Source organism: Pseudomonas sp. MONT-RG-20F-20-E-7-02, assembly GCF_022662395.1.
Classification (GTDB): Bacteria; Pseudomonadota; Gammaproteobacteria; order Pseudomonadales; family Pseudomonadaceae; genus Aquipseudomonas.
Genome location: NZ_JAKNQN010000011.1, coordinates 120,535 through 141,556, shown reverse-complemented (window position 1 = coordinate 141,556; position 21,022 = coordinate 120,535). Strand labels below are relative to the sequence as shown.

22 protein-coding genes are annotated in these 21,022 nt (G+C 60.3%); 10 read left to right on the top strand and 12 right to left on the bottom strand.

Annotation, left to right across the window (positions count from 1 at the left end; translation table 11 throughout):
* Positions 1 to 171 precede the first annotated feature (171 nt).
* A complete protein-coding gene (icd, locus tag L8I05_RS26185) occupies positions 172 to 1,428 on the top strand; it encodes an NADP-dependent isocitrate dehydrogenase (protein WP_065931181.1) in 1,257 nt (418 codons plus the stop codon).
* 75 nt (positions 1,429 to 1,503) lie between these two features.
* Here icd and cspD read toward each other — a convergent pair whose 3' ends face one another.
* Positions 1,504 to 1,788, bottom strand: a complete 285-nt coding sequence (gene cspD, locus L8I05_RS26180) for a cold shock domain-containing protein CspD (protein WP_242174200.1) — start codon at positions 1,786 to 1,788, stop codon at positions 1,504 to 1,506.
* Positions 1,789 to 2,012: 224 nt separating this feature from the next.
* Between cspD and clpS the strand changes: the two genes are divergently transcribed.
* Entirely contained in the window at positions 2,013 to 2,381 is a 369-nt protein-coding gene (gene clpS, locus L8I05_RS26175) for an ATP-dependent Clp protease adapter ClpS (RefSeq protein ID WP_005789091.1), read from the top strand.
* Positions 2,382 to 2,410: 29 nt separating this feature from the next.
* Positions 2,411 to 4,681, top strand: coding sequence for an ATP-dependent Clp protease ATP-binding subunit ClpA (clpA, locus tag L8I05_RS26170; protein ID WP_242174195.1), 2,271 nt, complete (start codon positions 2,411 to 2,413; stop codon positions 4,679 to 4,681).
* 173 nt (positions 4,682 to 4,854) lie between these two features.
* On the opposite strand, the gene infA is transcribed toward clpA, so the two are convergent.
* The 3 genes from infA to aat form a co-directional block, all read right to left on the bottom strand.
* Positions 4,855 to 5,073, bottom strand: a complete 219-nt coding sequence (gene infA / locus L8I05_RS26165; protein WP_002553999.1) for a translation initiation factor IF-1 — start codon at positions 5,071 to 5,073, stop codon at positions 4,855 to 4,857.
* A gap of 100 nt (positions 5,074 to 5,173) precedes the next feature.
* Positions 5,174 to 5,881: an arginyltransferase gene (locus tag L8I05_RS26160; protein WP_242174147.1), complete on the bottom strand. Its 708-nt coding sequence runs from the start codon at positions 5,879 to 5,881 to the stop codon at positions 5,174 to 5,176.
* Positions 5,882 to 5,937: 56 nt separating this feature from the next.
* Entirely contained in the window at positions 5,938 to 6,618 is a 681-nt protein-coding gene (aat, locus tag L8I05_RS26155) for a leucyl/phenylalanyl-tRNA--protein transferase (RefSeq protein ID WP_177015893.1), read from the bottom strand.
* Positions 6,619 to 7,114: 496 nt separating this feature from the next.
* On the opposite strand from aat, the gene L8I05_RS26150 reads away from it, so the two are divergent.
* Genes L8I05_RS26150 through cysG form a run of 6 tightly spaced genes read left to right on the top strand, consistent with a single transcriptional unit; the run spans position 7,115 to position 14,617 of the window.
* Entirely contained in the window at positions 7,115 to 9,523 is a 2,409-nt protein-coding gene (locus L8I05_RS26150; protein WP_159955602.1) for a DNA translocase FtsK, read from the top strand.
* Between the two features lie 54 nt (positions 9,524 to 9,577).
* Complete coding sequence (gene lolA / locus L8I05_RS26145; RefSeq protein ID WP_242174143.1) at positions 9,578 to 10,201, top strand: outer membrane lipoprotein chaperone LolA; 624 nt, start codon at positions 9,578 to 9,580, stop codon at positions 10,199 to 10,201.
* Between the two features lie 27 nt (positions 10,202 to 10,228).
* Entirely contained in the window at positions 10,229 to 11,551 is a 1,323-nt protein-coding gene (locus L8I05_RS26140; protein WP_159955606.1) for a replication-associated recombination protein A, read from the top strand.
* Positions 11,551 to 11,925 carry a fluoride efflux transporter CrcB gene (crcB, locus tag L8I05_RS26135; protein WP_159955608.1) on the top strand — a complete coding sequence of 125 codons (375 nt, stop codon included), beginning with the start codon at positions 11,551 to 11,553 and terminating at the stop codon, positions 11,923 to 11,925. The genes L8I05_RS26140 and crcB overlap by 1 nt, the downstream gene beginning before the upstream one ends.
* Positions 11,926 to 11,941: 16 nt before the next feature.
* The gene (serS, locus tag L8I05_RS26130; RefSeq protein ID WP_159955610.1) at positions 11,942 to 13,222 is read left to right on the top strand and encodes a serine--tRNA ligase; all 1,281 of its coding nucleotides are present in this window, start codon (positions 11,942 to 11,944) and stop codon (positions 13,220 to 13,222) included.
* Complete coding sequence (cysG, locus tag L8I05_RS26125) at positions 13,223 to 14,617, top strand: siroheme synthase CysG (RefSeq protein WP_242174140.1); 1,395 nt, start codon at positions 13,223 to 13,225, stop codon at positions 14,615 to 14,617.
* 118 nt (positions 14,618 to 14,735) lie between these two features.
* Here cysG and L8I05_RS26120 read toward each other — a convergent pair whose 3' ends face one another.
* The 6 genes from L8I05_RS26120 to tusD all read right to left on the bottom strand — a co-directional run bounded on the left by L8I05_RS26120 (position 14,736) and on the right by tusD (position 18,172).
* Positions 14,736 to 15,731, bottom strand: coding sequence for a glutathione S-transferase family protein (locus L8I05_RS26120; RefSeq protein ID WP_242174123.1), 996 nt, complete (start codon positions 15,729 to 15,731; stop codon positions 14,736 to 14,738).
* Between the two features lie 88 nt (positions 15,732 to 15,819).
* The gene (locus L8I05_RS26115) at positions 15,820 to 16,821 is read right to left on the bottom strand and encodes a glycosyl transferase family protein (RefSeq protein WP_242174120.1); all 1,002 of its coding nucleotides are present in this window, start codon (positions 16,819 to 16,821) and stop codon (positions 15,820 to 15,822) included.
* Entirely contained in the window at positions 16,818 to 17,153 is a 336-nt protein-coding gene (locus L8I05_RS26110; RefSeq protein WP_159955618.1) for a TusE/DsrC/DsvC family sulfur relay protein, read from the bottom strand. The genes L8I05_RS26115 and L8I05_RS26110 overlap by 4 nt, the downstream gene beginning before the upstream one ends.
* A complete protein-coding gene (gene tusB, locus L8I05_RS26105; protein ID WP_159955620.1) occupies positions 17,150 to 17,428 on the bottom strand; it encodes a sulfurtransferase complex subunit TusB in 279 nt (92 codons plus the stop codon). Before tusB ends, L8I05_RS26110 begins: the two co-directional genes overlap by 4 nt.
* The gene (gene tusC / locus L8I05_RS26100) at positions 17,428 to 17,778 is read right to left on the bottom strand and encodes a sulfurtransferase complex subunit TusC (protein ID WP_242174117.1); all 351 of its coding nucleotides are present in this window, start codon (positions 17,776 to 17,778) and stop codon (positions 17,428 to 17,430) included. The genes tusB and tusC overlap by 1 nt, the downstream gene beginning before the upstream one ends.
* Position 17,779: 1 nt before the next feature.
* Entirely contained in the window at positions 17,780 to 18,172 is a 393-nt protein-coding gene (tusD, locus tag L8I05_RS26095) for a sulfurtransferase complex subunit TusD (protein WP_197629017.1), read from the bottom strand.
* Between the two features lie 157 nt (positions 18,173 to 18,329).
* On the opposite strand from tusD, the gene L8I05_RS26090 reads away from it, so the two are divergent.
* On the top strand, positions 18,330 to 19,511 hold the full coding sequence (locus L8I05_RS26090; RefSeq protein WP_242174114.1) for a CaiB/BaiF CoA-transferase family protein: 1,182 nt from the start codon (positions 18,330 to 18,332) through the stop codon (positions 19,509 to 19,511).
* 77 nt (positions 19,512 to 19,588) lie between these two features.
* On the opposite strand, the gene L8I05_RS26085 is transcribed toward L8I05_RS26090, so the two are convergent.
* A complete protein-coding gene (locus L8I05_RS26085; protein WP_159955628.1) occupies positions 19,589 to 20,083 on the bottom strand; it encodes a SprT family zinc-dependent metalloprotease in 495 nt (164 codons plus the stop codon).
* A gap of 128 nt (positions 20,084 to 20,211) precedes the next feature.
* Positions 20,212 to 20,814 (bottom strand): Yip1 family protein, encoded by a 603-nt coding sequence (locus tag L8I05_RS26080; RefSeq protein ID WP_106579846.1) that lies wholly within the window; start codon positions 20,812 to 20,814, stop codon positions 20,212 to 20,214.
* Between the last annotated feature and the right edge of the window lie 208 nt (positions 20,815 to 21,022).

The window sequence follows — 21,022 nt, the reverse complement described above, 5'->3', positions numbered from 1 at the left end:
CACGCTGGCACGATATGCTCAAGATTGGCGATTTTGCCTTTGCTTTCAGGCTTGTAGGCGACAAATTATGCTGTTTTCGATGCAAATGAGCATGGCGCGAGGTTTCAGTCGCCATTTATCTGGAGTAGGCTCGAACGCAGCCAGATGTTCAATCCATAGATGGAGTTCAGCATGGGATACAAGAAGATTCAGGTTCCGGCAGTCGGCGACAAAATCACCGTCAATGCAGACCATTCTCTCAATGTTCCTGATCAACCGATCATCCCTTATATAGAAGGTGACGGTATTGGCGTCGACATTAGCCCGGTGATGATCAAGGTGGTCGACGCAGCTGTTGAAAAGGCTTACGGCGGCAAGCGCAAAATCTCCTGGATGGAGGTGTATGCCGGCGAGAAAGCCACTCAAGTCTACGACCAGGACACCTGGCTGCCCCAGGAAACCCTGGATGCGGTCAAGGATTACGTGGTTTCCATCAAAGGCCCGCTGACCACGCCGGTGGGTGGCGGCATTCGTTCCTTGAACGTGGCACTGCGCCAACAGCTCGACCTGTATGTGTGCCTGCGCCCGGTGCGCTGGTTTGAAGGTGTGCCCAGCCCGGTCAAGAAACCTGGCGACGTCGACATGACCATCTTCCGTGAGAACTCCGAGGATATTTACGCCGGTATCGAGTGGAAGGCCGGTTCGCCGGAGGCGATCAAGGTCATCAAGTTCCTGAAGGAAGAAATGGGCGTGACCAAGATCCGCTTCGATCAGGATTGCGGGATTGGCATCAAGCCGGTCTCCAAGGAAGGCACTGAGCGCCTGGCGCGCAAGGCTCTGCAATATGTCGTGGATAATGACCGCGACTCGCTGACCATTGTGCACAAAGGCAACATCATGAAGTTCACAGAAGGTGCCTTCAAAGAATGGGCCTACGGCATCGCCGAGAAAGAGTTTGGCGCGACCCTGCTCGACGGCGGCCCGTGGATGCAGTTCAAAAACCCGAAGACCGGCAAGAATGTGGTGGTCAAGGACGCTATCGCCGACGCGATGCTCCAGCAAATCCTGCTGCGCCCGGCTGAGTATGACGTGATCGCCACCCTCAACCTCAACGGTGACTACCTGTCGGACGCCCTGGCGGCGGAGGTGGGCGGCATCGGTATTGCGCCGGGCGCCAACCTGTCGGACACCGTGGCGATGTTTGAAGCCACCCACGGTACTGCGCCCAAATATGCAGGCAAGGATCAGGTCAACCCGGGTTCATTGATTCTGTCGGCAGAAATGATGCTGCGGCACATGGGCTGGACGGAAGCGGCTGACTTGATTATCAAAGGCACGAATGGTGCTATTTCGGCCAAGACCGTGACCTATGACTTTGAGCGCTTGATGGAGGGCGCCAAGTTGGTGTCGTCGTCTGGGTTTGGCGATGCGTTGATTTCGCATATGTGAAGCTGAGGCTATAAAAAAACCGGCGGTCCTGATGAGTCAGAACCGCCGGTTTTCTTTGCGTTGCATAAGCGCTGATCAGGCCGTTTGTGTGTTTTTTGAATGAGTGGGTTGATCAGTCTTGAGCCCATTTTCGTGGGGGCTCCCAGTTTTGGCCGCGCCGGCTGCACTGATGGCAACAGCATGCAGGCCCTTGGGCCCCTGGATGATTTCAAACTCCACCGCCTGGCCCGCTTTCAGCGTCTTATACCCATCCATGGTAATCGCTGAGAAATGCGCAAAAAGGTCTTCATCCTTGCCGTCTTCGATAATGAAGCCGTACCCCTTGGCATTGTTGAACCACTTGACCTTACCACTAGCCATGCTCATATCCCTCTGCACCAGACTCCATCACTGGAGTATCATCCAGTTTATCCGTCCTAACCCGAATAAATAAGGTTGACTGCGCGGACCTTTTTTACCCACTGTGGGCTCTATTGGTTGTAACACCGTTTCGCCGATAGTCAAGGCGACCATACGGTCAGTGTTGAAATTCTGACAGGTCGCCCCCACCACTGTATTTGAACCACTGACGAACCTTTCTTTCCATGCATGCAAACAGCCAGATTCGACTAACATTCAATCAGGATCGCCCGGATCAGGAACACGATGACGACGGTTCTGCAGGCATTGCTGTTCAGGAAGCGAAGCCTGCCCTACAGGCGCCGCCGATGTACAAGGTGGTTTTGTTCAATGATGACTACACACCGATGGATTTCGTGGTCGAAGTACTCGAGGTGTTTTTTAACCTGAACCGCGAGTTGGCGACCAAGGTAATGCTGGCCGTTCACACAGAAGGACGGGCAGTATGTGGAGTGTTTACCCGCGACATCGCCGAGACAAAGGCCATGCAGGTCAACCAGTACGCCAGGGAAAGCCAGCATCCGCTACTCTGTGAAATCGAGAAGGACGGTTAACGCCGACCACTTGGGTATGAGGTGAAGCTATGTTAAACCGCGAGCTCGAAGTCACCCTCAATCTTGCCTTCAAGGAGGCTCGTTCGAAGCGTCATGAGTTCATGACCGTCGAACACCTGCTGCTGGCACTTTTGGATAACGAAGCTGCCGCCACCGTTTTACGTGCGTGCGGCGCCAACCTCGACAAACTCAAGCATGACCTGCAGGAGTTTATCGACTCCACCACACCGCTGATCCCCGTACATGACGAGGACCGCGAGACCCAGCCAACCCTGGGCTTCCAGCGGGTACTGCAGCGTGCTGTTTTCCACGTACAGAGCTCCGGTAAGCGTGAAGTCACAGGCGCCAATGTGCTTGTGGCGATCTTCAGCGAACAGGAAAGCCAGGCGGTGTTCCTGCTGAAACAGCAGAGCGTTGCCCGTATTGATGTCGTCAACTACATCGCCCACGGTATCTCCAAGGTGCCTGGGCACGGCGATCATTCCGAGGGTGAGCAGGATATGCAGGACGACGAGGGCGGTGAGTCTTCTTCTTCGGGCAATCCATTGGATGCCTATGCCAGCAACCTCAATGAACTCGCGCGCCAGGGGCGGATCGATCCGCTGGTGGGGCGTGAGCTTGAGGTTGAGCGTGTAGCGCAGATCCTCGCGCGTCGTCGCAAGAACAATCCGTTGCTGGTGGGTGAGGCGGGCGTGGGTAAAACCGCAATCGCCGAAGGCCTGGCCAAGCGCATTGTCGATAACCAGGTGCCTGACCTGCTGGCCAACAGCGTCGTCTACTCCCTTGACCTCGGCGCGTTGCTCGCCGGGACCAAGTACCGTGGCGATTTCGAGAAGCGCTTCAAAGCGTTGCTCGGTGAGCTGAAAAAACGCCCGCAGGCGATCCTGTTTATCGATGAGATCCACACCATTATTGGTGCCGGTGCGGCATCCGGTGGGGTGATGGACGCCTCGAACCTGCTCAAACCGTTGCTGTCGTCGGGTGATATCCGCTGCATCGGTTCGACCACGTTCCAGGAATTCCGTGGCATTTTCGAGAAGGACCGCGCCCTGGCGCGCCGCTTCCAGAAAGTCGACGTGTCCGAGCCTTCGGTTGAAGACACCATCGGCATCCTGCGCGGCCTCAAGGGGCGTTTCGAAGCGCACCACGGCATCGAGTACACCGATGAGGCGCTGCGTGCCGCGGCTGAGCTGGCGTCGCGCTACATTAATGACCGGCACATGCCGGACAAGGCCATCGACGTGATCGACGAGGCGGGTGCCTACCAGCGCCTGCAGCCGGTCGAGAAGCGCGTGAAGCGCATCGACGTGCAGCAAGTCGAGGACATCGTGGCGAAGATCGCGCGGATTCCGCCAAAACACGTCAACAGTTCCGACAAGGAGCTGCTGCGTAACCTGGAGCGTGACCTCAAGCTCACCGTGTTCGGCCAGGATGCGGCCATCGACGCGTTGTCCACCGCGATCAAGTTGTCGCGTGCGGGCCTCAAGTCGCCGGACAAGCCTGTCGGTTCGTTCCTGTTCGCAGGCCCGACCGGTGTCGGCAAGACCGAAGCGGCGCGGCAGTTGGCCAAGGCCATGGGCATTGAGCTGGTGCGCTTCGACATGTCCGAATACATGGAGCGCCACACCGTGTCGCGCCTGATCGGTGCGCCTCCGGGCTATGTCGGGTTTGACCAGGGCGGTCTGTTGACCGAGGCAATCACCAAACAGCCGCATTGCGTATTGCTGCTCGATGAAATCGAGAAGGCCCACCCGGAAGTCTTCAACCTGCTGTTGCAGGTCATGGACCACGGTACCCTGACCGACAACAACGGGCGCAAGGCGGACTTCCGCAATGTGATCGTGATCATGACCACCAACGCCGGCGCTGAAACCGCTGCGCGGGCTTCGATTGGCTTTGCGCACCAGGATCACTCTTCGGATGCGATGGAAGTGATCAAGAAGAGCTTCACGCCGGAATTCCGCAACCGTCTGGACACCATTATCCAGTTTGGTCGCCTCAGCCATGAGGTCATCAAAAGCGTGGTGGACAAGTTCCTTACCGAGCTTCAGGCGCAGTTGGAAGACAAGCGTGTGCAGCTGGACGTGACGGATGCGGCGCGCAACTGGCTGGCCGAAGGTGGCTACGACGCGGCAATGGGCGCTCGCCCAATGGCGCGTCTGATCCAGGACAAGATCAAGCGGCCATTGGCCGAAGAGATCCTGTTCGGCGAACTCTCCGACCATGGTGGCGTGGTACATATCGACCTGAAGGACGGCGAGCTGACCTTCGAGTTCGAAACCACGGCTGAAATGGCCTGATCGATAGTTGCAGGAAAAGCAAAAGGCGCCGAAAGGCGCCTTTTTGCTGTCTGTGAACCTGGAATGTGTCCCCCAGAACAATTGAGGCCAGCTCCCACAGGGTTAAGGTGTGGCTGCTAAATCACGCACACACAAAAACGCCCGGCATAACCGGGCGCTTTGTATTGACTTGATTAGCGAGCGCGGTAGGTGATGCGCCCTTTGCTCAAGTCATAGGGCGTCAGCTCGACGCGCACTTTGTCACCGGTAAGAATACGAATGTAGTTCTTGCGCATCTTGCCGGAGATATGCGCGGTTACGACGTGCCCATTTTCCAACTCCACACGAAACATGGTGTTGGGCAGGGTGTCGACGACAGTGCCTTCCATTTCGAAGCTGTCTTCTTTCGACATGCAGTAAAGCCCTCGGTATCCAGTGAATGGCCCGGTGCAACTGCGCCAGGCAAAAGCGGCGTGCATTGTGCCCGAAAAAGGGTGTTTAAGCCAAGGGGTTCTAGTTAAGCGTTACCCATCTTTGATTAATCAGCAGCTCAATGGGCCGATATTGGGTCTTGTAGTTCATCTTTTTGCAGTTTTTGATCCAGTACCCGAGGTACACCGCTTCGAGTTCCTGGCGCAGGGCTTCGCCGATTTGCCACAGGATCGCAAAGCGTCCCAGGCTGCGACGTTCTTCGGTCGGTTCATAGAAGGTGTACACCGCCGACAGGCCGTTGGGCAGCAAGTCGGTGACGGCCACCGCCAACAGGCGACCGTCCAGGCGGAACTCATAAAAGCGTGAAAACGGCAGGTCGCGCACCAGGAACGTCGAAAATTGATCGCGGCTGGGCGGGAACATGTCGCCGTCGGCATGCCGTTGCTCGATGTAGCGCTGGTAGAGGTCGAAATATTCTTCGCTGAAGTGCGGTTTGGTGGCGGTGATGGTCAGGTCGGCATTGCGCTTTAGAATGCGCTTCTGGTTGCGGTCCGGCAAAAACTGCGCGGCCGGGATGCGCGCCGGCACGCAGGCATTGCAGTTCTGGCAGTGGGGCCGGTACAGGTGATCGCCGCTGCGCCGAAAGCCCATCTCCGACAGGTCAGCGTACACGTGCACGTCCATCGGCTGGCTGGGGTCGAGGAACAGCGTGGTGGCCTGCTCGTCGGGCAGATAGCTGCAAGAGTGGGCTTGAGTGGCATAAAACTTCAAGCGCGCCAGCTCGGTCATGATCAACCCTCGGGATAAGCTTTGAAATAAGTGTAAGCCAGGTGCGAGGAAGTCGCCTAGGAAACCCACGGTCCAGAGCTGGGTTGATCCAAATGGTTGCGCAAAAAGTCCGCGAATTCACTGCGCGGTATGGCGCGGGCGCCGAGGCTGTGCAAGTGATCATTGGGCATCTGGCAGTCGATCAGCACAAAACCCCAGGCCTGCAGTTGCCGGGTCAGCGTGGCGAAGCCGAATTTCGAGGCGTTATCGGCGCGGCTGAACATCGACTCGCCAAAGAACAGTTGGCCCATCGCCAGGCCATACAGGCCGCCGACCAGCTCGCCCTGGTCCCACACCTCCACGGAATGCGCGTAGCCACGCTGGTGCAGCGCCAGGTAGGCGCTTTGGATGCCCTCAGTGATCCAGGTGCCATCGGCATAGCTGCGTGGTGCGGCGCACGCTTGGATGACGGCGGCGAAGTCCTGGTCGAAGGTCACTGTGTAGCGCTGCTGGCGCAACAATTTGCCGAGGCTGCGCGAGACGTGCAGCTCGTCGGGAAATATCACCGTGCGTGGGTCCGGCGACCACCAGAGGATCGGCTGACCTTCGGAAAACCAAGGAAAGCAGCCGTGGCGATAGGCCTGGATCAAGCGTTCGGCCGACAAGTCGCCACCGGCGGCAAGCAAGCCATTGGGTTCGCGCATGGCCTTGGCCAGCGGCGGAAATGTCAGGGAATCGCGTTGCAACCAGGTCAGCATGGCATCCAGGCTTACGGAAGGGGAGGGCAGTGGCAGGTCTGTGGCCTGCCGCAAGAGCGGTGATTATTGTCGACGCAGCGCTGTGGGGCCAGCCCGAATCCGATATCCGCACGCTTAAGCGTGAGCGCGTGTTGCTGCAACTCTGCTCCGTGGGTGCGGTCGTAATCGGGGCTGGGCCATGCAGGCCATTTGCCAAGCTTGCCTGGATTGCTAAATACAGCTCATAAGCCTTTGTCAGCAAAGACAATGCATGCTCAAATTGAACATGCTGTGACACTTCAATTGTCTATGCTCTCCGGTGATGGGCAAGGGCGTGGCATCGTCGGCGCAAACCCGTACAATGCGGCCATTGTGGCGTTGTCGCCATTTCACCCAAACATCAGCGGGTGTTAAACGTAGATTCACGGATATTGGTTAATTTTCAGCTGCTCGGATTGGGCAGTATTTGCAGTCATTCAACAGATGGACGCGCTAAAGGCGCAGGAAAAGACCCGTTTTGAAGAAATCCGCCGCAACACCTAAAGCAGCAGTCGTGCCCGCCTGGCGCCAGCACCTGCACTATCGACTCAAGGAAGGCGCGCTGATCGCCATTGGCGCGCTGTGCCTGTTCCTGATGATGGCCTTGCTCACCTATGGCAAGGACGATCCCGGCTGGAGCCACAACAGCAAGATCGAAGACGTGCAGAACTTCGGCGGCCCCGCCGGTTCCTACAGCGCCGACATCCTGTTTATGGTGCTGGGTTACTTCGCGTATATCTTCCCGCTGCTGCTGGCGATCAAGACCTGGCAGATCTTCCGCCAGCGTCACGAGCCATGGCAGTGGAGCGGCTGGCTGTTCTCCTGGCGTTTGATCGGCCTGGTGTTCCTGGTGCTGTCCGGCGCCGCACTGGCGCATATCCATTTCCATGCACCGACCGGCCTGCCGGCGGGCGCGGGCGGTGCGCTGGGCGAAAGCCTCGGCGACCTGGCGCGCAAGACCCTGAATATCCAGGGCAGTACCTTGATGTTTATCGCGCTGTTCCTGTTCGGCCTCACGGTGTTCACCGACCTGTCATGGTTCAAGGTGATGGACGTGACCGGCAAGATCACCCTCGACCTGCTGGAGCTGTTCCAAGGCGCCGCCAACCGTTGGTGGTCGGCCCGCGTTGAGCGCAAACGCATGGTGGCGCAGCTGCGTGAGGTGGATACCCGCGTCAATGAGGTCGTGGCCCCTACCACGCCGGACCGGCGCGAGCAGGCCAAGGTCAAGGAACGCCTGATCGAGCGCGAGCAAGCCCTGAGCAAACACATGTCGGACCGCGAGAAGCAGGTGCCGCCGGTGATCGCCCCGGCGCCGCCCAAGGCGCCCGAGCCGAGCCATCGTGTGCAGAAAGAGAAACAGGCGCCGTTGTTTGTCGATAGCGCCGTGGAAGGCACCTTGCCGCCGATCTCGATTCTCGACCCGGCTGAAAAGAAACAACTCAATTACTCTCCGGAATCCCTGGCTGCTGTCGGCCACCTGCTGGAAATCAAGCTCAAGGAATTCGGCGTCGAAGTCTCCGTGGATTCGATCCATCCTGGCCCGGTGATTACCCGCTACGAAATCCAGCCGGCTGCCGGCGTCAAGGTCAGCCGCATCTCCAACCTGGCGAAAGACTTGGCGCGTTCCCTGGCCGTAACCAGCGTACGGGTTGTGGAAGTGATCCCCGGCAAGACCACGGTGGGCATCGAGATTCCCAACGAAGACCGTCAGATCGTGCGCTTCTCCGAAGTGCTGTCGACGCCGGAATACGACAACTTCAAATCGCCGGTTACCTTGGCCCTCGGCCACGACATCGGCGGCAAGCCGGTGATTACCGACCTGGCAAAAATGCCGCACTTGCTGGTGGCCGGTACCACCGGTTCCGGTAAGTCGGTGGGCGTGAACGCGATGATCCTGTCGATCCTGTTCAAGTCCGGCCCGGATGACGCCAAGCTGATCATGATCGACCCGAAGATGTTGGAATTGTCGATCTACGAAGGCATTCCGCACCTGCTGTGCCCGGTGGTCACCGACATGAAAGACGCCGCCAACGCCTTGCGCTGGAGCGTCGCCGAGATGGAGCGCCGCTACAAGCTGATGGCGAAGATGGGCGTGCGTAACCTGTCGGGCTTCAACGCCAAGGTCAAGGAAGCCCAGGACGCCGGCACGCCGCTGACCGACCCGCTGTACAAGCGCGAAAGCATCCATGACGAAGCACCGCTGCTGACCAAGCTGCCGACCATCGTGGTGGTGGTCGACGAATTTGCCGACATGATGATGATCGTCGGCAAGAAGGTTGAAGAATTGATCGCGCGTATCGCCCAGAAGGCCCGTGCTGCCGGTATTCACTTGATCCTGGCGACCCAGCGGCCGTCGGTGGACGTGATCACCGGTCTGATCAAGGCCAACATTCCGACGCGCATGGCGTTCCAGGTTTCGAGCAAGATCGACTCGCGCACCATCATCGACCAGGGCGGCGCCGAACAGCTGCTGGGCCACGGTGACATGCTCTACATGCCGCCGGGCACCAGCCTGCCGATCCGGGTTCACGGCGCGTTCGTTTCCGATGACGAAGTACACCGCGTGGTGGAAGCCTGGAAACTGCGCGGCGCGCCGGAATACAACGACGACATCCTCGCTGGTGTCGAAGAAGCCGGCAGTGGCTTTGACGGTGGCAGCAGCGGTGGCGACGATGACGCCGAAACCGACGCGCTGTACGACGAGGCCGTGGCCTTCGTGCTCGAAAGCCGCCGCGCCTCGATCTCTGCGGTGCAGCGCAAACTGAAAATTGGCTACAACCGCGCCGCCCGCATGATCGAAGCCATGGAAAACGCCGGCGTCGTGACCGCCATGAACACCAACGGCTCGCGCGAAGTCATCGCCCCCGGGCAGATGCGCGACTGATCCCGTGCCGCGTGGCAGCACGCGGCACGCCCTAACGACTCAATGAGGACTCCCATGCGTCTTATCCGCATGCTGTTGTTGCCGGCCCTGGCCCTGACCGCCCTTTCGGCCCACGCTGATCCGGCCTCCGTCAAAAGCCTGACCAACCTGCTGGACCAATCCAAGACCCTGACCGCGCGCTTCTCCCAGTTGACCCTGGATGGCGGCGGCACCCAGTTGCAGGAAACCGCCGGTGAAATGGCTGTGCAGCGCCCAGGCCTGTTTTACTGGAAAACCGATGCGCCGAACGAGCAGACCATCGTCTCCGACGGCCAGAAAGTCACCTTGTGGGACCCGGACCTTGAACAGGCGACCATCAAGAAGCTCGACCCACGCTTGAACCAGACCCCGGCGCTGCTGCTGTCGGGCGATGTGTCGAAAATCAGCGACAGCTTTGATATCACCTCCAAGCAAACCAGCAACGTCATTGAGTTCACCCTCAAACCGAAATCCAAGGACACGCTGTTCGACAGCCTGCAATTGTCGTTCGGTAACGGCGTGATCAATAACATGCGCCTGATCGACAGCGTCGGCCAGCGCACCGACATCCTGTTCTCCGCGGTCAAGGCTAACGGCGCTGTGGATGCCTCCAAGTTCAAGTTCGTCATCCCCAAGGGTGCCGACGTGATCCAGGAATAAACTGCCCAGAGGTTTCAAGCGCTGCCCATGGATTTGTTTCGAAGTGACCCGATTGCTCAACCCTTGGCCGCGCGCTTGCGTTCGACCAACCTGGATGAGTACGTCGGGCAAGAACACCTGCTCGCTCGCGGCAAGCCTTTGCGCGAAGCCCTGGAGCAGGGTGCGCTGCATTCGATGATTTTCTGGGGGCCGCCGGGGGTGGGTAAAACCACCCTGGCGCGGTTGCTGGCGAAGGTCTCGGATGCGCACTTCGAAACGGTCTCGGCGGTGCTGGCCGGGGTCAAGGAGATCCGCCAGGCGGTTGAGGTGGCCAAGCAGCAGGCTGGGCAATACGGCAAGCGCACCATCCTGTTCGTCGACGAAGTGCATCGCTTCAACAAGTCGCAGCAGGATGCGTTCCTGCCCTATGTCGAAGACGGCACGCTGATTTTTATCGGTGCGACCACCGAAAACCCTTCGTTCGAACTCAACAATGCCTTGCTCTCGCGGGCGCGGGTCTATGTGCTCAAGAGCCTGGACGAAGCCGCGATGCGCAAGCTGTTGCAGCGCGCCTTGGGCGAAGACAAGGGCTTGGGCAAGCGCCAGCTGAGTCTCAGTGACGAAGGCTTCAAGATTTTGCTGAGCGCCGCTGATGGCGACGGTCGCCGCTTTCTCAACTTGCTGGAGAACGCGTCCGACCTGGCGGAAGACAACAGTGAGATCGGCGTCGACCTCCTGCAAAGCCTGCTCGGCGACACTCGCCGCCGCTTCGACAAAGGCGGCGAAGCCTTTTATGACCAAATCTCGGCGCTGCACAAATCCGTACGCGGCTCCAACCCGGATGGCGCGCTGTACTGGTTTGCGCGGATGATCGATGGCGGCTGCGACCCGCTGTACCTCGCGCGCCGCGTGGTGCGCATGGCCAGCGAAGACATCGGCAATGCCGACCCGCGTGCGCTGAGCCTGTGCCTCGCGGCCTGGGAAGTGCAGGAGCGCCTTGGCAGCCCGGAAGGTGAGTTGGCGGTGGCGCAGGCCATTACCTACCTGGCCTGCGCGCCGAAAAGCAACGCGGTGTACATGGGCTTCAAGTCGGCCCTGCGCGCCGCTGCCGAACACGGCTCGCTGGAAGTGCCGCTGCACCTGCGCAACGCGCCGACCAAGCTGATGAAACAATTGGGCTACGGTGACGAATACCGCTATGCCCACGACGAACCGGACGCCTATGCCGCCGGCGAAGACTATTTCCCCGATGAGCTTGAGCCGCAGCCGTTCTACCAGCCGGTGCCCCGTGGCCTGGAGCTGAAGATCGGCGAAAAACTCAATCACCTCGCCCAACTCGACCGCCTCAGCCCCAAACAGCGGAGAAAGTAGTGCTCAAGACGATTCTTGCCGTGTCCGTAGCCGGCATCGCTGGTACATTATTGCGTTTCGCCACCGGTACGTGGGTGAGCGCCAATTGGCCGAAGCATTTTTATGCGGCGACTTTGGCGGTGAACCTGGTGGGTTGCTTGATCATCGGGCTGTTATACGGCTGGTTCCTGTTGCGCCCGGAAGTGCCGATTGAGATTCGCGCCGGCTTGATTGTCGGCTTTGTAGGCGGTCTGACGACCTTTTCATCCTTTTCACTGGACACAATACGCCTGCTGGAAAGCGGGCAAGCCCTGGTTGCCTTCGGGTACTTGGGCATCAGCGTGTTCGGCGGGCTGCTCGCCACCTGGGCTGGCCTGTCCTTGACCAAACTTTGATAAACGAGAGACCGACATGCTCGATTCCAAACTGTTACGTAGCAACCTTCAGGACGTAGCGGACCGCCTGGCATCCCGTGGCTTTGCCTTGGATGTTGCGCGCATCGAAGCGCTGGAAGAACAGCGCAAGACCGTCCAGACCCGCACCGAAGCACTGCAGGCTGAACGCAATGCGCGCTCCAAATCCATCGGTCAGGCCAAGCAGCGCGGCGAAGACATCGCGCCGCTGATGGCGGACGTTGAGCGTATGGGCACCGAGCTGTCCGACGGCAAGGTCGAGCTGGAAGGCATTCAGAGCGAGCTGGATTCGATCCTGCTGGGCATCCCGAACATTCCGCACGAATCCGTGCCGGTGGGCGAAGACGAAGACGGCAACGTCGAAGTGCGCCGCTGGGGCACGCCGAAAGCCTTTGATTTCGAGATCAAGGACCACGTTGCCTTGGGCGAACTGACCGGTGGCCTGGATTTCGAAACCGCCGCCAAAATGTCCGGCGCACGCTTTGCGTTGCTGCGCGGCCCGATTGCACGCATGCACCGTGCCCTGGCGCAGTTCATGATCAACCTGCACACCGGCGAGCACGGCTACGAAGAAGCCTACACCCCGTACCTGGTGCAGGCGCCGGCGCTGATGGGTACCAGCCAGCTGCCGAAATTCGAAGAAGACCTGTTCAAGATCAGCCGCGACGGCGAAGCCGACCTGTACCTGATCCCGACGGCCGAAGTGTCGCTGACCAACATCGTCGCCGGCGAAATCCTCGACGCCAAGCAACTGCCGATCAAGTTCGTGGCCCACAGCCCGTGCTTCCGCAGTGAAGCGGGCGCTTCGGGGCGTGATACCCGTGGCATGATCCGCCAGCATCAGTTCGACAAGGTCGAGATGGTGCAAGTGGTCGAGCCGTCGACCTCGATGGAAGCCCTGGAAGGCCTGACTGCCAACGCCGAACGCGTGCTGCAACTGCTGGAGCTGCCGTACCGCGTACTGGCGCTGTGCACTGGCGACATGGGTTTCAGCGCCGTCAAGACTTACGACCTCGAAGTGTGGGTGCCGAGCCAGGACAAGTACCGCGAGATTTCGTCGTGCTCCAACTGCGGCGATTTCCAGGCGCGTCGCATGCAGGCGCGTTTCCGTAACCCGGAAACCGGCAAGCCGGAGCTGGTGCACACCCTCAACGGTTCGGGCCTGGCCGTAGGTCGTACCCTGGTGGCCGTGCTGGAAAACTACCAGCAGGCGGACGGTTCGATCCGTGTACCTGAGGTGCTCAAGCCGTACATGGCGGGCGTTGAGGTCATCGGCTAAATGGAATTTCTGCCGCTGTTTCATAACCTGCGCGGCAGTCGTGTGTTGGTCGTTGGTGGCGGGGAGATTGCCTTGCGCAAATCCCGGCTGCTGGCCGACGCCGGTGCGTTGCTGCGGGTGGTTGCTCCCCAGATCGAAGACCAGTTGCGTGAACTGGTGCTGGGCAGTGGCGGGGAACTGATTTTGCGCGGTTATCAGGAGGCCGACCTTGATGGCTGCACCCTGATTATCGCCGCGACCGACGACGAGCCACTGAACGCGCAAGTGTCCAGTGATGCCAAGCGTCGCTGCGTACCGGTCAACGTGGTGGATGCGCCGGCCTTGTGCAGCGTGATCTTCCCGGCGATTGTCGACCGTTCGCCGTTGGTGATTGCCGTGTCCAGTGGCGGCGATGCGCCGGTGCTGGCGCGCCTGATCCGCGCCAAGCTGGAAACCTGGATACCGTCCACGTATGGCCAGTTGGCCGGGTTGGCGGCGCGTTTCCGTGCCCAGGTCAAAGGTTTGTACCCGGACGTGCAGCAGCGTCGTGCGTTCTGGGAAGAGGTGTTCCAAGGCCCGATTGCCGACCGCCAGTTGGCCGGGCAGGGCGATGAAGCCGAGCGTTTGCTGGTCGAGAAAGTCAACGGCAAGCCGCCGCATGCGCCGGGCGAGGTGTACCTGGTGGGCGCAGGCCCAGGTGATCCGGACCTGCTGACCTTCCGCGCCCTGCGCCTGATGCAGCAAGCCGATGTGGTGCTGTATGACCGTTTGGTCGCACCGGCAATTCTTGAGCTGTGCCGTCGTGATGCCGAGCGTGTGTATGTCGGCAAGCGTCGCGCCGACCATGCCGTGCCGCAAGACCAGATCAACCAGCAATTGGTGGATTTGGCCAAGCAAGGCAAGCGTGTGCTGCGCCTCAAAGGTGGCGATCCGTTCATCTTTGGCCGCGGTGGCGAAGAGATCGAAGAGCTGGCGGCCCATGGCATCCCGTTCCAGGTGGTGCCGGGGATTACCGCGGCCAGTGGTTGCGCGGCGTATGCCGGGATTCCGCTGACCCATCGCGACTATGCGCAATCGGTACGCTTTATCACCGGGCATTTGAAGAACGGCACCTCGGACCTGCCTTGGCGTGACTTGGTTGGGCCGTCGCAGACCCTGGTGTTCTACATGGGCTTGATCGGTTTGCCGATCATCTGCGAACAGTTGATCAAGCACGGCCGAGCGGCGGATACGCCGGCGGCGCTGATCCAGCAAGGCACCACGTCCAACCAGCGGGTCTTCACCGGCACCCTGGCGGACTTGCCGCGCATGGTGGCGGAGCATGAAGTGCATGCGCCGACACTGGTGATCGTCGGTGAAGTGGTGGTGTTGCGCGAGAAGCTGAAGTGGTTTGAAGGCGCGCAGTCCCAGGTCTGACACTGCTCGTTCCCACGCGCAGCAAAGGAATGCCTCCTATGACGCTCCGCGTCGTGCTTTTAAGAGCGGACGCAGAGCGTCCAGGGCTGCATTCCCACGCTGAGCGCGGGAACGATCATCAGCTCCACACAGCTTTACCGCTCAACCGCTCACGATCATGCCCCGCATCAAATCCCTGCAACGGCCCCTTCGGTACAATCCCTGTCGGATTAATCGTGCGGTGGCTCGCGTAGTAATGCCCCTTGATATGGGCAAAATCCACCGTCTCGGCCACGCCCGGCCACTGGTACATCTCCCTGAGCCAGTTCGACAAATTCGGGTAATCGGCGATCCGCCGCAAATTGCATTTGAAGTGGCTGTAGTACACCGCATCAAAACGAATCAGCGTGGTGAACAGCCGCACATCGGCTTCGGTCAGGTACTCACCGGCCAGGTAACGATGCTCACCCAAATGCTGCTCCAGGTTATCCAGCTCGGCAAAAACGTCATCAAACGCGCTTTCGTAGGCCTGTTGCGAGGTGGCGAAGCCTGCGCGGTACACGCCGTTGTTCACGGCGGGATAGATGCGCTCGTTCAGCGCGTCGATGGTCGGGCGTAGCCCTTCGGGGTAGAAGTCCAGCGTGTTGCCGGTCAGCCCGTTAAACGCGCTGTTGAACATGCGGATGATCTCGGCCGACTCATTGCTCACGATGCGCTTGAGCTGTTTGTCCCACAGCACCGGCACAGTGACCCGGCCGGTGTAGTCGGCAGTGTCGGCGGTGTAGCGCTGGTGCATGTAGTCGAAACCATCGAGCTTGTCGCCGGTAGAGCCGTGGGCCTTGTCGAAGGTCCAGCCGTTTTCCAGCATCAACCAGCTGACCACAGATACGTCGATCAGGCTTTCCAGGCCCTTGAGCTTGCGCATAATCAGGGTGCGATGGGCCCAGGGGCAGGCGAGGGATACATACAGGTGGTAGCGACCGGCTTCGGCCTTGAAGCCGCCGTCGCCACTTGGGCCGGGCTCGCCGTTGGCGGTCACCCAGTTACGCCGTTGCGCCTGTTCGCGCTGGAACGCGCCGTCTGCGCTACTTTCGTACCACTGGTCTTTCCAGTGTCCTTCGATCAGCAAACCCATGACTGGCTCCTCGGCTAATAAGCGTTGGAGCCCAGTCTAAAGGGATGAGTTCGAACTAAAAGCGCAAAGACCGGGCGCTAATGATCGGTTAAATCGATCTGTCCCGCGCGGCCCAATACTGCTGGGCCAATTCGAAGGCGTGTTCCCGTGGGTGGCCGAGGCCGCGCAAGGCCAGGGCCATGGTGGCGATCAGAGCCAGTTGTGGGTAGCTGTCCTCGACATCGCCACGCCATAGCGCCTTCAGCTGTTCAGGCTCAAGGGTGGCGGGTTTGACGTGGCGTTGGGCGGAGAGGGCAGGCCATTCTTCGTCCCAGCTCTCGCCGCCGGTGGTGCCGTACAGGTGGCTGATCGTGTCCGGGTTGATCTCGACTTCGCCGCCATCGCCCTTGACCACAATCACGTTGTCACCGAGCAGGCCACTGGCATCGCGGTGCACGCCCTGGTAACCGGGGTGGAAAATACTTTGCAGCCCGCAACGCGCGTTCAGCGGGTTGAGCAGTCGCGCCAGGGAATGAATCGGCGAGCGCAGGCCCAGGGTGTTGCGCAGGTCGATCATGCGCTGTAACTGCGGCGCCCAGTCGCCCAGTGGAATAAACGCCAGGTTGCTGTGCTCAAAGGCCGTCTCGACCTGCTGCCAGTTGCGGCACAGCGGGATTTGCAGGCCTTCCAGCAGTTGCTCGGTGTACAACCGGCCCGCGGTGTGGGCGCCGCCGCCGTGCATCAGAATGCGCACACCGTTTTGCGCCAGGCACTTAGCCGCCAGCAGATACCAAGGCAAGTGGCGTTTCTTGCCGGCATAGGTCGGCCAGTCCACATCCACATTCAGCGCCGGGGCGTTCAGGCGTTCGCGCACGGCCTCGGTGAAGCCGGCAAGTTCTTCCGGGCTTTCTTCCTTGTGGCGCAGCAGCATCAGGAAGGCGCCGAGCTGGGTGTCTTCGACCTTTTCGTCGAGCAGCATGCCCATGGCTTCGCGGGCTTCCTCACGGGTGAGGTTGCGCGCGCCGCGCTTGCCTTTGCCCAGAATGCGCACGAACTGCGCAAACGGGTGCTCGGCAGGGGTTTCAAGGGTCAGCGGGGCAAAGTCGGTCATAAGCAATTCGTCGGCCTGGGCAGGCCCGCCAGCTTGGCGGCGAGTTTGGCGGGAGTGCCGTTGAACAGTGTGTTTAAGTGCAGGCTGTTGCCTTTTTCCGGGCCCAGCTTCAAGGCGGTGTACTTGATCAGCGGGCGCGTGGCGGGCGACAGCTGGAACTCTGCATAGAAGCCGCGCAGCAGTTCGAGGATTTCCCAGTGCGCCGCAGTCAATTCCAGCGGTACGGCGGCGGCGAGGGCATCGGCGACCTCGGCAGACCAGTCATTCAGGTCGACGAGGTAGCCGTCCTTATCCAGCTCAAGGGTGCGTGAACCGACGGTCAGGGTGTTCATAGCCAGGTGTTGACCTTGTCGTAGTCAATCGACAGTTGCACAAAGCCTGGGTAGTCCACGCTGTCGGCCCAGTCCGGCAGCGGCAGGTTGCGCGCCTGCATGTCTTCGGCCAGCACAAACACCTTCACGCCCTGGGTTTGCAGGGCCGGGTTATGCAGGCCGTAAGCGCCATCGCCGCACAGCAGGATCGCGTCGGCGCTGCCGCACACGCGCAGGCAGCTGGCCAGGCGGCCGTCGGTAAACGGGGAGTGAGACACCACATGTAAAGTCGACATCAGAGGGTAATCACCTGGTCGTAACGGTCAATCAGCTGGGAGATTTCTGTGCTGCTCAGCGGCTGGGCGCTGGCGGGCGGCGCCATGCCGCGTTCGGCCAGGCTGTGGTGGCAGGCGAACACATCGTCGATGCCGAACAGGCCCAGTGCTTGCAGGTTGGCGCTGAGGTCTTTTTGCTGCACAGCCTTGGCGTCCTGGTGCGGCGCCAGCTGGAACACGCCGTCATCCATAAACAGCAGGCCGATCGGCAGATCAAAGGCGCCACCGGCCAGCACGATATCCAGCGCTTCACGCGCGCTCGGCCCGGACCACGGCGCCTGACGGCTGATCACTAATAAGGATTTGGACATGTCACGGCCCTCCAAAACAGATCAGGCGGTCGGCAGACTGGGCGGCGTCGTGCAACTGCCCAAGGCCTGACAGTGCCCACGGCGCATCGAGGTTCACCGCGCTGCGTTGATAGCGCGTGGCTTCTTCGCTGTTGAGTACGCCACGACGCAAGGCGGCGGCGATGCACACCACGCCGTCGAGCTGGTGTGTGCTGACCAACTCGCGCCATTGGCGGGCAATGTCTTGCTCATCCTGGGGCGCAACGATGTTGTTGGACGCGCTGTAGACGCCGTCCTGATAAAAAAACAGCCGCACAATCTCATGCCCACCCGCCAGCGCCGCCTGGGCGAACAGCAAGGCACGGCGCGAGGAGGGCGCATGGGCGGCGGAAAACACAGCAATGGCAAACTTCATGGAGCACTCTGCAAGCAAACGTGGGCCAATGATAAAGCCGCCGCCGCGAAAAAGCCCGCCGTGATCAAAACGGTCACTGTCGCTGATCGTTCTGACGATTGCCGGTAGCACCAAGCCTGCCTACGCTGTGGACATTCGAAACCCAAATGGAGTGCCCATGTCAGGTCCCTTGGCGTCGCTTAAAGTGCTGGATTTTTCCACCTTGCTGCCTGGCCCGTTTGCGTCCTTGATGCTGGCGGACATGGGCGCCGAGGTATTGCGCATCGAATCACCGACGCGCATGGACTTGTTGCGAGTGTTGCCGCCCCATGACCGGGGCACGTCGGCGAGCCACGCCTACCTCAATCGCAACAAGCGCAGCCTGGCGCTGGACCTCAAGCAGGCCGAGGCGTTGTCGATCGTGCGCGAGCTGGTCAAGGACTACGACATTCTCATTGAACAGTTTCGCCCCGGCGTGATGGAACGCTTGGGATTGGGCTATGCGGCGCTGAAGGCGATCAACCCCAGGCTGATCTATGTGTCGATCACCGGCTACGGCCAAACCGGGCCCTACAAGGACCGCGCCGGGCACGATATCAACTACCTCGCGCTGGCGGGAATCGCCAGCCACACCGGGCGGCAGGGCAGCGGGCCACTGCCGCTGGGCGTGCAATTGGCGGATGTCGGCGGTGGCTCGCTGCACGCGGTAGTGGGGTTGCTGGCGGCGGTGATTGCGCGGCAGCACAGCGGAGTCGGCCAATACCTGGACGTGAGCATGACCGATTGTTCGTTCAGCCTGAACGCCATGGCCGGTGCGGGTTACCTGGCATGTGGGGTGGAGCCAGCATGGGAAACCCATGTGCTCAACGGCGGCAGTTTCTACGATTACTACCGTTCCCGGGATGGGCGCTGGATGTCGGTCGGCAGCCTGGAGCCTGCCTTTATGCAGCAATTGTGCGCCGCACTGGGGCGCCCGGAATTGGCGGCGCAAGGCCTGTCCCCCAACCCCGAGCAGCAAAAAGCCCTGAAAATGGCGCTGCAGGTCGAGTTCGAGAAGCGCAGCTTTGCTGAGTTGTGTGAGCTGTTTGCCGGGCTGGATGCCTGTGTGGAACCGGTGTTGAGCCTGAGTGAAGCGCTGGAGCATCCGCAGTTGAAGGCGCGGGAACTGGTCAGCCAGGTGCCGCGCGGCGATGGCTCGACTCAGGCGCAGATAGCTTGCCCGTTGAAGTTTTCAGAGGGGTTGCCGCAGGCTCGGCATATGGGTGTGGCCGTTGGGGCTCACAGCGATGAGGTGTTGGCTGAGTTAGGCTTCAGTGCTCAGCGCATAGCAGAATTGCGGGTGGCCAAAGTGATTGGTTGACTGCCCGGGCGCTATCGCAGGCAAGCCAGCTCCCACCTTTTGGCCCTGTGGGAGCTGGCTTGCCTGCGATGAGTCACTCACTCCACCCGAGTTTCCCCGGTATACACTAGGGTATGCCGACACCGCCGACACAAATACCGCCGCCCCTGGCTCACCAATGCATGGCGCTGTGACGAAAACGGGAAATCACTGTCGGCACACGGGCAGCGGTAGATGTAGCGAGTCACCTGCCGGCGCTTGATTTCATAGGTGTGGCAGCGATCCGGCGGCAGTTCGTAAACCCCGCGCATGATCAGCTGCCATTCCTCGCCGTGGGGCTGGATGCGTTCGCCAAACAATTGATGGGCGATCAGGTGCGCCACCTCATGGGCCACGGTCTGTTTGAGGAAGTGCTGGCTGTTTTCACGGTACAACTGTGGGTTGAAACGCAGCAGGTTCTCGTGCAAATGCGCGACACCGGCCTTCTGGCCCCGCAGCTTGAGGCTGACCTGGGGGCGTTTGAAGCTTCGTTTGAAAAAGGATTCGGCTTGCAGGAAACAATCTTCGACGCGGGTATTGAGTTGCTCGGGCATGCTGACCATATCTCCAGAGACGTCCAGTATGCCGCAAAAGCAGGTATTTCCGAATCTGTCAGGCGCCGAATGGTCGTGCATCACGCACAAAGCCACCTTGCGGTGGCTTTGCCTACGGTTTTATCCGGTTAATTTGTATAGATCGGGCCTACGCCCAAGCCCCAGACGATGACGGTAAATGCCATGATCGCCACCAGTACCACCAGGCCTACCGCCAGCACCGAGCTGGAAAACAGGAAGCCTTCGTCCGGGTCGATGCTCATGAACGTCGGCAGCCCCACATAAAGCAGGTACACCGTGTAGCAGATGGCGGCCGTGCCCACGACCATCCCCAGCCACATATGCGGGTAAAGCGCTGCCAGCCCACCGATAAACAGCGGCGTCGCGGTGTAGGTGGCAAACGCCACGCAGCGCGCCATGCTCGGGCTGGCGTCGTAGGTGCGGGCCATCCAGTGAATGAACGCGCCCATCACCGCCACGCCGCCGAGCATGGCCGCATACGACATGAGGGTCATCCACAAGGCGCTTTCCTGGGTGAGCATGACCGGCGCGCGGCTGCCGATGACCCAGCCGACCCGGGTGGTGCCGATAAAGGCGGAGACGGCGGGGATCGCCGCGAGAATCAGGGTGTGAGTGAGGTACATGTGGCCGATGCTTTCTTCTTTATCGCCACGGATTTCCCGCCATTCCTGGTCGGGATGGGTAAACAGCCCCACGACGTGATGGATCATGCCAGTCACTCCTGTCGTTATTACTATCGCCCCCCATCGGAGCGCCCACGGGCCAAATGGCCTCAAAGGTCCTGGATAGTTGTGCGACCTCAAATCGCAGTATAGGAAGTGATGACCGGAAAAACTGTGGGGCTTTAGAGCAAATTGCGCTGTAAACATTGGCCCTAATCGCGGTGAGGTCTGTCAATAACGACTCTGTCGACTGTGG

Coding starts and splice junctions, on each gene's coding strand:
- icd (WP_065931181.1), top strand. CDS start 172: ATGGGATACAAGAAGATTCAGGTTCCGGCAGTCGGCGACAAAATCACC.
- cspD (WP_242174200.1), bottom strand. CDS start 1,788: ATGGCTAGTGGTAAGGTCAAGTGGTTCAACAATGCCAAGGGGTACGGC.
- clpS (WP_005789091.1), top strand. CDS start 2,013: ATGCATGCAAACAGCCAGATTCGACTAACATTCAATCAGGATCGCCCG.
- clpA (WP_242174195.1), top strand. CDS start 2,411: ATGTTAAACCGCGAGCTCGAAGTCACCCTCAATCTTGCCTTCAAGGAG.
- infA (WP_002553999.1), bottom strand. CDS start 5,073: ATGTCGAAAGAAGACAGCTTCGAAATGGAAGGCACTGTCGTCGACACC.
- L8I05_RS26160 (WP_242174147.1), bottom strand. CDS start 5,881: ATGACCGAGCTGGCGCGCTTGAAGTTTTATGCCACTCAAGCCCACTCT.
- aat (WP_177015893.1), bottom strand. CDS start 6,618: ATGCTGACCTGGTTGCAACGCGATTCCCTGACATTTCCGCCGCTGGCC.
- lolA (WP_242174143.1), top strand. CDS start 9,578: ATGCGTCTTATCCGCATGCTGTTGTTGCCGGCCCTGGCCCTGACCGCC.
- L8I05_RS26140 (WP_159955606.1), top strand. CDS start 10,229: ATGGATTTGTTTCGAAGTGACCCGATTGCTCAACCCTTGGCCGCGCGC.
- serS (WP_159955610.1), top strand. CDS start 11,942: ATGCTCGATTCCAAACTGTTACGTAGCAACCTTCAGGACGTAGCGGAC.
- cysG (WP_242174140.1), top strand. CDS start 13,223: ATGGAATTTCTGCCGCTGTTTCATAACCTGCGCGGCAGTCGTGTGTTG.
- L8I05_RS26120 (WP_242174123.1), bottom strand. CDS start 15,731: ATGGGTTTGCTGATCGAAGGACACTGGAAAGACCAGTGGTACGAAAGT.
- L8I05_RS26115 (WP_242174120.1), bottom strand. CDS start 16,821: ATGACCGACTTTGCCCCGCTGACCCTTGAAACCCCTGCCGAGCACCCG.
- L8I05_RS26110 (WP_159955618.1), bottom strand. CDS start 17,153: ATGAACACCCTGACCGTCGGTTCACGCACCCTTGAGCTGGATAAGGAC.
- tusB (WP_159955620.1), bottom strand. CDS start 17,428: ATGTCGACTTTACATGTGGTGTCTCACTCCCCGTTTACCGACGGCCGC.
- tusC (WP_242174117.1), bottom strand. CDS start 17,778: ATGTCCAAATCCTTATTAGTGATCAGCCGTCAGGCGCCGTGGTCCGGG.
- tusD (WP_197629017.1), bottom strand. CDS start 18,172: ATGAAGTTTGCCATTGCTGTGTTTTCCGCCGCCCATGCGCCCTCCTCG.
- L8I05_RS26090 (WP_242174114.1), top strand. CDS start 18,330: ATGTCAGGTCCCTTGGCGTCGCTTAAAGTGCTGGATTTTTCCACCTTG.
- L8I05_RS26085 (WP_159955628.1), bottom strand. CDS start 20,083: ATGCCCGAGCAACTCAATACCCGCGTCGAAGATTGTTTCCTGCAAGCC.
- L8I05_RS26080 (WP_106579846.1), bottom strand. CDS start 20,814: ATGATCCATCACGTCGTGGGGCTGTTTACCCATCCCGACCAGGAATGG.